Source organism: Actinocorallia aurantiaca (assembly GCF_039533685.1).
Taxonomy (GTDB): Bacteria; Actinomycetota; Actinomycetes; order Streptosporangiales; family Streptosporangiaceae; genus Actinocorallia; species Actinocorallia aurantiaca.
In genome coordinates, this window is sequence record NZ_BAAATZ010000006.1 from 116,424 (window position 1) to 125,296 (window position 8,873).

Genomic DNA, 8,873 nt, shown 5'->3' on the forward strand with positions numbered 1-8,873 from the left:
GGAAAACCATCTCACAACGCACTGTGACCCGATGACACCAAGACCCGTATACACCGGTAGGCATAAATTTCCTGCTCAACCAGCAACGGATTACGTGAGCGAAAGCAGAGCAGACCCGAACCGTACGAATCAACGCTCGTCCCGGCCTCCGGACCAACGACATGACCTATGAGGAAGACCTTCTCCTCAACCGAATTTTCCGTTCGGACCGGCCCATCCCCCTCTCCAGATGTCAGCAAAGTCAACTCGCCGTTCGATCGAGCGTGGGACAGCTCCTGAAGGAGGGACGCCAACGGGTCCGTTCCCAGTCGCAACCGGGCGCGAACGATGGCAGAGGCCGTCGGTACAGGTCCTGGATTCCACTCTGCCCCCCGAATCGGACGCTCCCTGAACTCTTCCCAGAGCAATCCGGCTACTTGCCTATAGGGCAAGTGGGGCAACAGGGATGCAGTCAGCACACAGTAAGCGGTCAGCCATCCCGGAAGTGAACGGTTCCGCCGACCCTGACTACCTGTTTCAGCCACGATCCGGATCAGCTGACGAGGCGGAAGAGCATTCAGGAACAGCCGAAGTACCAGCGCCTCCAGGTTCACCCACCATCGCTCCTCATCAAAACCACCCAAATAAGGACATAAAGTAAATAAGCCACAAAATTCGAATCATCATACCCTGAGCAAGATCCTTTTTGGATGCCCCTCGGGAGCCGACCGAAGAAAACGCAGGCCAAAAGCCGAAAGATCCCCGCCGGAAAGTCCGGCGGGGATCTCTCACAGGATCTGGGTGCGGAAGGTCAGGAGGTGAGGGGGTCGATGTCCGAAACCCTCTCGAGGATGCGGAGGGAGCCTTCCACGCGGCGTTCCTCGAAGGCGCCGGAGGCGAGGGCGCGTTCGTAGACGTGGAAGGGGGCCTGGCCGCCGTCGGCGGGGTCGGGGAAGACGTCGTGGATGGCGAGGGCGCCGCCGACCTTGATCTTGGAGGACCAGTTCTCGTAGTCGGTGCCGGCGAAGTGCTCGCTGTGGCCGCCGTCGATGAACAGGAGGCCGAGTTCGGTGTTCCAGAGCCTCGCGACGGTCTCGGAGGTGCCGATGACGGCGATGACGACGTCCTCCAGGCCCGCGCGCTCGATGTTCCTGCGGAAGGTCGGCAGGGTGTCCATGCGGCCCGTCGTCGGGTCGACCAGGGTCGGGTCGTGGTGCTCCCAGCCCGCCTGGTTCTCCTCCGAGCCGTGGTGGTGGTCCACGGTGACCAGGACGGTGCCGGCCTCGCGGGCGGCGGCGCCGAAGTAGACGGCGGACTTGCCGCAGTAGGTGCCCACCTCCAGCAGCGGGCCGACCCGGCCGTAGACCAGCGCCGTCTCGTACAGGGCACGGCCTTCGGCGGGGGGCATGAAGCCCTTGGCCGACTCGGCGGCGCGGACCAGTTCGGGGGGCATGGCGGGCAGCGTTCCGGTCATCTCGATCAACCTCCGCCGGGAACTGTACCGGGAAGCCGTGAACGCCCCCTACGTCCCCCTATGCGCCCGGCGCGGAGGAGCCCGCGGGGGGCCTCCCTTGCAGGCCGCTAGAACGTGTTCTACTTTGGGTGCCGGAGGAGGGCCGCGACGGCCCGGGGGCCGAGCCGCCACGGCCCCGAGCGAACCGAATATGATTCGGCTAACTGGCCGTGACGGCCTTGAGGTGGTCAAACCCTGATCCGAGAGGAACCCACATGAAGGTGATCGTCGACTACCTGGTCTGCGAGGCCAACGGCGTCTGCGTGGGGCTCGCCCCCGACGTCTTCGACCTGGACGACGAGGACAACCTCCACGTCCTGCTGCCCGACGTCCCCGCCGACCAGCAGGACAAGGTCCGGCACGCCGTGCGCTCCTGCCCCAAGGCCGCCCTGTCCGTCACCGAATGAACCGACTCCGCGAAAGGGGCGCCACCTCCTCGGTGGCGCCCCTTCGGCGTTGCCGGGTCGCCCGGCGGCGGATCAGCGGTTGTGGAACTTCGGCTCCCGTTTCTCCATGGTCGCCGCCATGCCCTCCTTGAGGTCCTCGGTGAGGAAGGCCATGGTCTGGGTGCGGTTCTCCACGGCCAGGTGGGCGCGCAGCCCCGGCGCGTCCATCGCCAGGTTGAGCAGCTCCTTGGTGTGCCGCAGCCCGAACGGCGAGCGCGTCATCAGCTCCGCCGCCAGCGCCTCGGCGCCGGCCAGGTCGTCCTCGGCGATCTCGGTGACCAGGCCGAGCTCCAGCGCGCGCTCGGCGCCGACCGTCTGGGCCCGGTAGAAGATCTCCCCGGCCCTGGCCGTGCCGATCAGCCGGGGCAGCATCCAGGACAGGCCCAGGTCGCCGGCCGAGAAGCCCAGCTTCAGGAACGGCGAGATGAACTTCGTCGTCGGCGACGCCACCCGCAGGTCGCACGCGAGCGCCAGCGAGAAGGCCATGCCGACCACCGGCCCGTGCAGGGCCGCGACGACCGGCTGCGGGATCTCCCGCAGGCCCAGCACCAGCTCCCCGGCCCGGACCATGTTGCGGTAGATCCGCTGGACCGCCCCTTCGGCGGCCGCGCCCGCCTGGCCCGCGTCGTCCTGCTGGATGTCCATTCCCGCGCAGAACGCCCGGCCCGCCCCGGTCAGGATGACGACCTTGGTCTCGAGGTCCTCCTTGAGCCCGCCGAGGATCGCCAGCAGGTCCACGGTGTCCTCGTAGGAGATCGCGTTGAGGCGTTCGGGCCGGGACAGGGTGATCACGGCCACCCCGTCCCGTTTGACGAACTCGACCACCGCTACTGCAGGGCCTGGAAGGTGGCCATGGTCTGCGCGTTGATGTCGGCGTGCACGACCAGCGGGTCCTGCGCGGCGATCTCCTGCCAGCTGTCGCGGATGTCCTCGACGGAGAGGCCGTCCTTCTTGGTGAAGCCGGGGCCCTCGCCCACGAAGATCTTCGCGATCCGGCCGCCGCCGACGGTGAAGGTCTGGCCGCTCTCCGGCACGCTCTCGTGCGCCAGGTAGGCGACCAGCGGGGTGACCAGGTCGACGCCCAGCTTGTCGGCGAACTCCGGCGGGAACAGGTCGGCGGTCATCCGGGTGTAGGCCACCGGGGCGATCGCGTTGGCCTTGACGCCCTTCTTGGCGCCCTCGGCGGCCAGGGTCTTGGTAAAGCCGACCAGGCCCATCTTGGCGGTGGAGTAGTTGGCCTGGCCGAAGTTGCCGAACAGGCCGGCCGGGGAGGAGGTGTTGACGACCCGGCCCGCGCCGGACTCGACCAGGTGCGGCCAGGCGGCCTTGGTGACCAGGAACGCGCCGCGCAGGTGGACGGCGATGACCGCGTCCCACTCGGCGACGGTCATGTTCTTGAAGGACTTGTCGCGCAGGATGCCCGCGTTGTTGATGAGGATGTCGACCCGGCCGAAGGCGTCGATCGCGGCCTGGACGATGGAGGCCGCACCCTCCTCGGTGGCGACGTTGCCGCCGTTGGCGACCGCCTCGCCGCCGTTCTTGACGATCTCGTTCACGACGTCCTGGGCGGGGCCCGTGGAGGAGCCGTCGCCGTGGAGGTCGCCGCCGAGGTCGTTCACGACGATCTTGGCGCCGCGCGCCGCCAGCTCCAGCGCATGCTGGCGGCCCAGGCCTTGCCCGGCGCCCGTGATGATGGCGACCTTGCCGTCGTACCGCAGTTCACTCATGAGTGCGCTCCTGATCTCGAGCCGTTGGGCCGATCAACCTCTTGGTGGACTCGCCGTCCAGCTGACCACCCGGGAATACCCATTGGTAGCAGCAAACCGAATCCTGCTCTAATGCGGCCCCGATGGAAAGACGCCCGATTGGGGTCCAAGGTCCTTTCCGTCTCGGATGGCGAGACGATCGTGAAAATCTCAGATAAGGTCCTGAAGATCTTCCACCCCTGGAGAGGACCTTGGACACACCGCCGCTGCGGGTCGTCCAGTGGGGCACCGGAGCCGTAGGCCGCGGTGTCCTGCGCGGCCTGCTCGACCGCCCCGAGTTCGAACTCGCGGGAGTGCGGGTCTACGATCCCGCCAAACAGCGCCTGGACGCGGGGACGATCATCGGGCGCGACCCCGTCGGGGTCCTCGCCACCCGGGACCCCGAGGAGATCCTCGGGTTGGACGCCGACTGCGTCGTCTACGCGCCGCTGCCCGGCTCCCGGTACGGCGGCGACGATCTCGCCACCGTCTGCCGGCTGCTCGCCTCGGGCAAGAACGTCGTCTCCCTGACCGGGTTCGTCTACCCCCACGCCCGAGGCCCGGAGTTCGTGGAGGCGCTGGAAGACGCCTGCGCCGCCGGGGGCACGTCCGTGCACGGGACGGGCGTCAGCCCCGGTTTCACCGGAGAGAAGCTCCCCCTCGTCCTGTCCGGGCTGGCCCGCCGGATCGACCACCTCTACGTCCGGGACTGCTTCGACTTCGCCGGCCACCCCTCCAGGCGCTTCGTCCGCGGCCTGGCGGGCTTCGGCATGGCGGAGGAGGAGTACCTGGAGATGCTCCCCTGGGCCAGGGGCATGATGCGCGAGCTCTACACCGAGAGCATGCACCTGCTCGCCGCGGGCCTCCGCGTCGACCTCGACGACATCGACCTCGACCACGAGCACCTGCACGCCCCGGAGGACTTCGACATCGCGTCCGGGACCATCGCCCGGGGCACCGTCGCGGCCGACCGCTGGACCCTCACAGGACGGGTGGGCGGAGTGCCGACGATCACCATCGAGATCGCGCACAAGGCCGACGCCCGCAGGATCGACGCCTGGTACGAGCCGGGGTACGCGCTGCGCATCCAGGGTTCTCCCTCCATGGCCCTCGCCCTGGACGAGGACTGGCTCACCAACGGCGTCACGGCCGCCGCCGGGCACGCCCTGAACTCGGTCGCCGCGGTGTGCGCGGCGCCGCCCGGCATCCGGACGCTGCTGGACCTCCCCCTGGTCCCGGGCCGGTTCACAAGGCCCTGACCTGCCGGAAGAGCGCGGCGGATTCCCGAGGAACCCGAAGATCGAAGGTGTCCGCCGTCCGCCCCCCTCCCCCCGTGAGAACTCCCGTCACGAGCACTCGAAAACCTTTTTTATCCTTCAGAGATCGCCTCGTTGCGCGCGGGGAACCCCCGCGCGGCGGTGACGACGCCGCAGATGCCCTCCGAGGCGAGTAGCCTTATGAACGTTTAGAACCCACCTGCGAGCTGCGGAAGAGGGCGATCTCCGCCGTGTCGAGCGAGTCGCACACCCCTGCCGATCTAAGTGATTTCGGCGCAAACGAGTGGTTGGTCGATGAGCTCTACCAGAAGTACTTGGAAGACCCTGAGAAGGTCGACAAGGCCTGGTGGAGCTTTTTCGCGGACTATCAGCCGGGCGCCAAGCCCCCTATCCCCCTGAACGGAGACGCCTCCACGGCGGCTCCGGCACCTCAGGCCCCCGCCGCACCCGCGGCCGCGGCCAAGGCCCCGGCGGCGCCCAAGCCCGCCGTCAAGGCCCCCGCTCCGGCGGCGGCGCCGAAGGCCGCGCAGCCGCCCACCCCGGTGGCGACGGGCGCCGAGGAGGTGAAACTGCGGGGCGTGGCGGCGCGGACCGTCACCAACATGGAGAGCAGCCTGGCCGTCCCCACCGCCACGAGCGTGCGGGCCGTCCCCGCCAAGCTGCTGATCGACAACCGCATCGTGATCAACAATCACCTGAAGCGCGGTCGCGGCGGCAAGATCTCCTTCACCCATTTGATCGGTTACGCGGTCGTCCGGGCGCTCCGGTCGCTGCCCGAGATGAACGCCTACTACACCGAGGTGGACGGCAAGCCCACCATGGTGAAGCCGGAGCACGTGAACTTCGGCCTGGCGATCGACCTCAAGAAGTCCGACGGGCAGCGCCAGCTGGTCGTGCCGTCCATCAAGGCGGCCGACAGCCTGGACTTCCGCCAGTTCTGGGCGGCCTACGAGGAGATCGTCCGCAAGGCGCGGGCCAACAAGCTCACCCTTGAGGACTACCAGGGCACCACGATCAGCCTGACCAACCCCGGCACCATCGGCACCGTGCACTCGGTGCCGCGCCTCATGCCGGGGCAGGGCACGATCATCGGCATCGGCGCGATGGAGTACCCGGCGGAGTTCGCCGGCTCCTCCGAGGAGAACCTCGCGCGGGCCGCGATCAGCAAGACCATGACGATCACGTCGACCTACGACCACCGCATCATCCAGGGTGCGCAGTCGGGCGACTTCCTGCGCCGGATCCACCAGCTCCTGCTGGGCGAGGACCGCTTCTACGACGACATCTTCGAGTCGCTGCGGATTCCCTACGAGCCGGTCCGCTGGGTCCAGGACATCTCCGCGAGCCACGAGAACGACATCGCGAAGGTCGCCCGGGTCCACGAGCTGATCCACGCCTACCGGGTCCGCGGCCACCTCATGGCCGACACCGACCCGCTGGAGTACCGCCAGCGCCGCCACCCCGACCTGGACATCCTCCAGCACGGGCTGACGCTGTGGGACCTGGAGCGCGAGTTCGCCACCGGCGGCTTCGGCGGCAAGCCGACCATGAAGCTGCGCGACGTCCTGGGCGTGCTGCGCAGCTCCTACTGCCGCACCATCGGCATCGAGTACATGCACATCCAGGACCCCGAGGAGCGCGACTGGATCCAGGAGCGCGTCGAGGTGCCCCTGGAGCAGCCGAGCCGCGAGGAGCAGCTGCACATCCTGCGGCGGCTCAACTCCGCCGAGGCGTTCGAGACCTTCCTGCAGACCAAGTTCGTCGGCCAGAAGCGCTTCTCGCTGGAGGGCGGCGAGTCCCTGGTCCCGCTGCTGGACGCGGTGATCTCCGCCGCGGCCAAGGAGCGGCTGGAGGAGGCCGTCATCGGCATGGCCCACCGCGGCCGGCTGAACGTCCTGGCCAACATCGTCGGCAAGTCCTACTCGCAGATCTTCGGCGAGTTCGAGGGCAACCTGGACCCGCGCTCCGCGCAGGGCTCCGGCGACGTGAAGTACCACCTGGGCGCCGGGGGCGAGTTCCAGTCCTGGGACGGGCACACCATCCGCACCTCGCTGGTGGCCAACCCCTCCCACCTGGAGGCGGTCAACCCGGTGCTGGAGGGCGTCGTCCGCGCCAAGCAGGACGTCATCGACACCGGTGAGGCGGGCTTCTCGGTCCTGCCGATCCTCATCCACGGCGACGCGGCGTTCGCCGGGCAGGGCGTGGTCGCCGAGACCCTCAACCTGTCCCAGCTGCGCGGCTACCGCACCGGCGGCAGCATCCACATCGTGGTGAACAACCAGGTCGGCTTCACCACCGCGCCGGAGTACTCCCGCTCGTCGGTGTACTCCACGGACGTGGCCCGGATGATCCAGGCGCCGATCTTCCACGTCAACGGCGACGACCCCGAGGCCTGCGCCCGGGTCGCGCGGCTGGCGTTCGAGTACCGGCAGGCGTTCAAGAAGGACGTCGTCATCGACATGGTCTGCTACCGGCGCCGGGGCCACAACGAGGCGGACAACCCCTCGTTCACCCAGCCGCTGATGTACGACCTGATCGACGCCAAGCGCTCGGTGCGCAAGCTCTACACCGAGGCCCTCATCGGCCGCGGCGACATCACCGTCGAGGAGGCCGAGCAGGCGCTGCAGGACTACCAGCAGCAGCTGGAGCGGGCCTTCACCGAGGTGCGGGAGGCCGCGGGGCAGCCCGCGGCTCCGGGCGCGGTGATCCGCCCGCCGGACGAGGACCGCATCCCGATCGACCACGGCGCGGCGGGCTCGGCGATCCCGCTGGAGTCCGTCAAGGAGATCATCAACACCCAGGTGGACCTGCCCGAGGGCTTCACGGTGCACCCGCGGCTGCAGCCGGTCCTCGACCGGCGGGTCAAGATGATCGACGACGACGCCATCGACTGGGCCACCGGCGAGCTGCTCGCCTTCGGCTCCCTGCTGATGGACGGCCACCCGGTCCGCCTGGTGGGCCAGGACGTCCAGCGCGGCACCTTCGGCCAGCGCCACGCCGTGCTGGTCGACCGCAAGACCGGTGAGACCCACACCCCGCTCAGCAGGTTCTTCCAGGGCACCACGAAGTTCTACGTCCATGACTCGCTGCTCAGCGAGTTCGCGGCGATGGGCTTCGAGTACGGCTACTCGCTGCAGCGCCCCGACGCCCTGGTGCTGTGGGAGGCGCAGTTCGGCGACTTCGCCAACGGCGCCCAGTCGATCGTGGACGAGTTCATCTCCTCCGGTGAGCAGAAGTGGGGTCAGCGCTCCTCGGTCACGCTGCTGCTGCCGCACGGGTACGAGGGCCAGGGTCCCGACCACAGCTCCGCCCGCATCGAGCGGTACCTGCAGATGTGCGCCCAGGACAACATGACGGTCGTCTACCCGACCACGCCGGCGAACTACTTCCACCTGCTGCGCTGGCAGTCCCTCTCGGGGCGGCACAAGCCGCTGGTCGTCTTCACGCCCAAGTCGCTGCTGCGCTCCAAGGCCGCGACCTCGTCCGTGGAGGAGTTCACCAGCGGGGCGTTCCAGCCGGTCATCCCCGACACCGCGGCGGACCCGGCGAAGGTCCGGCGGGTGCTGTTCACCACCGGCAAGATCTACTACGACGTCGTCGCCGCCCGTAAGAAGGCGGGCGCCGACGACACCGCGGTGATCCGGATCGAGCGGCTCTACCCGTCCCCGATCGACGAGATCAAGGCCGAGCTGGCCAAGTACCCGCAGGACGTGGAGATCACGTACGTGCAGGACGAGCCGAAGAACATGGGCGCCTGGCCCTTCTTCGCCCTGGTCCTGTGGAACTACCTGGACGGCCGGAAGCTGAACCTGGTCTCCCGCCCCGCCTCCTCCTCCCCGGCGGTGGGCTCGGCGAAGACGCACCAGGCCGAGCAGGAGGCGATGCTCTCGCGCCTGTTCCCCAGCGGCTGACC

At 68.5% G+C, this 8,873-nt stretch carries 7 protein-coding genes; 3 read left to right on the forward strand and 4 right to left on the reverse strand.

The genetic code is table 11. The annotated features are described in order from the left end of the window. Positions 1–11 precede the first annotated feature (11 nt). Positions 12–593, reverse strand: a complete 582-nt coding sequence (locus ABD327_RS37440; protein WP_425547078.1) for a transposase domain-containing protein — start codon at positions 591–593, stop codon at positions 12–14. A 197-nt stretch (positions 594–790) separates the two neighbouring features. Beyond that, a complete protein-coding gene (locus ABD327_RS07390) occupies positions 791–1,453 on the reverse strand; it encodes a class I SAM-dependent methyltransferase (protein ID WP_344449451.1) in 663 nt (220 codons plus the stop codon). 254 nt (positions 1,454–1,707) lie between these two features. On the opposite strand from ABD327_RS07390, the gene ABD327_RS07395 reads away from it, so the two are divergent. Then, positions 1,708–1,899, forward strand: a complete 192-nt coding sequence (locus tag ABD327_RS07395) for a ferredoxin (protein WP_344449452.1) — start codon at positions 1,708–1,710, stop codon at positions 1,897–1,899. 72 nt (positions 1,900–1,971) lie between these two features. Here ABD327_RS07395 and ABD327_RS07400 read toward each other — a convergent pair whose 3' ends face one another. Both ABD327_RS07400 and ABD327_RS07405 read right to left on the reverse strand, forming a co-directional pair. Further along, positions 1,972–2,763 (reverse strand): enoyl-CoA hydratase/isomerase family protein, encoded by a 792-nt coding sequence (locus ABD327_RS07400; protein ID WP_344449453.1) that lies wholly within the window; start codon positions 2,761–2,763, stop codon positions 1,972–1,974. 2 nt (positions 2,764–2,765) lie between these two features. Continuing rightward, positions 2,766–3,665 carry an SDR family oxidoreductase gene (locus tag ABD327_RS07405; RefSeq protein WP_344449454.1) on the reverse strand — a complete coding sequence of 300 codons (900 nt, stop codon included), beginning with the start codon at positions 3,663–3,665 and terminating at the stop codon, positions 2,766–2,768. 230 nt (positions 3,666–3,895) lie between these two features. On the opposite strand from ABD327_RS07405, the gene ABD327_RS07410 reads away from it, so the two are divergent. Both ABD327_RS07410 and ABD327_RS07415 read left to right on the forward strand, forming a co-directional pair. Continuing rightward, positions 3,896–4,942 (forward strand): NAD(P)H-dependent amine dehydrogenase family protein, encoded by a 1,047-nt coding sequence (locus ABD327_RS07410; RefSeq protein WP_344449455.1) that lies wholly within the window; start codon positions 3,896–3,898, stop codon positions 4,940–4,942. A 248-nt stretch (positions 4,943–5,190) separates the two neighbouring features. Continuing rightward, positions 5,191–8,871: a multifunctional oxoglutarate decarboxylase/oxoglutarate dehydrogenase thiamine pyrophosphate-binding subunit/dihydrolipoyllysine-residue succinyltransferase subunit gene (locus ABD327_RS07415; RefSeq protein WP_344449457.1), complete on the forward strand. Its 3,681-nt coding sequence runs from the start codon at positions 5,191–5,193 to the stop codon at positions 8,869–8,871. The last annotated feature ends 2 nt before the right edge of the window (positions 8,872–8,873 follow it).

Coding starts and splice junctions, on each gene's coding strand:
- ABD327_RS07390 (WP_344449451.1), bottom strand. CDS start 1,453: ATGACCGGAACGCTGCCCGCCATGCCCCCCGAACTGGTCCGCGCCGCC.
- ABD327_RS07395 (WP_344449452.1), top strand. CDS start 1,708: ATGAAGGTGATCGTCGACTACCTGGTCTGCGAGGCCAACGGCGTCTGC.
- ABD327_RS07405 (WP_344449454.1), bottom strand. CDS start 3,665: ATGAGTGAACTGCGGTACGACGGCAAGGTCGCCATCATCACGGGCGCC.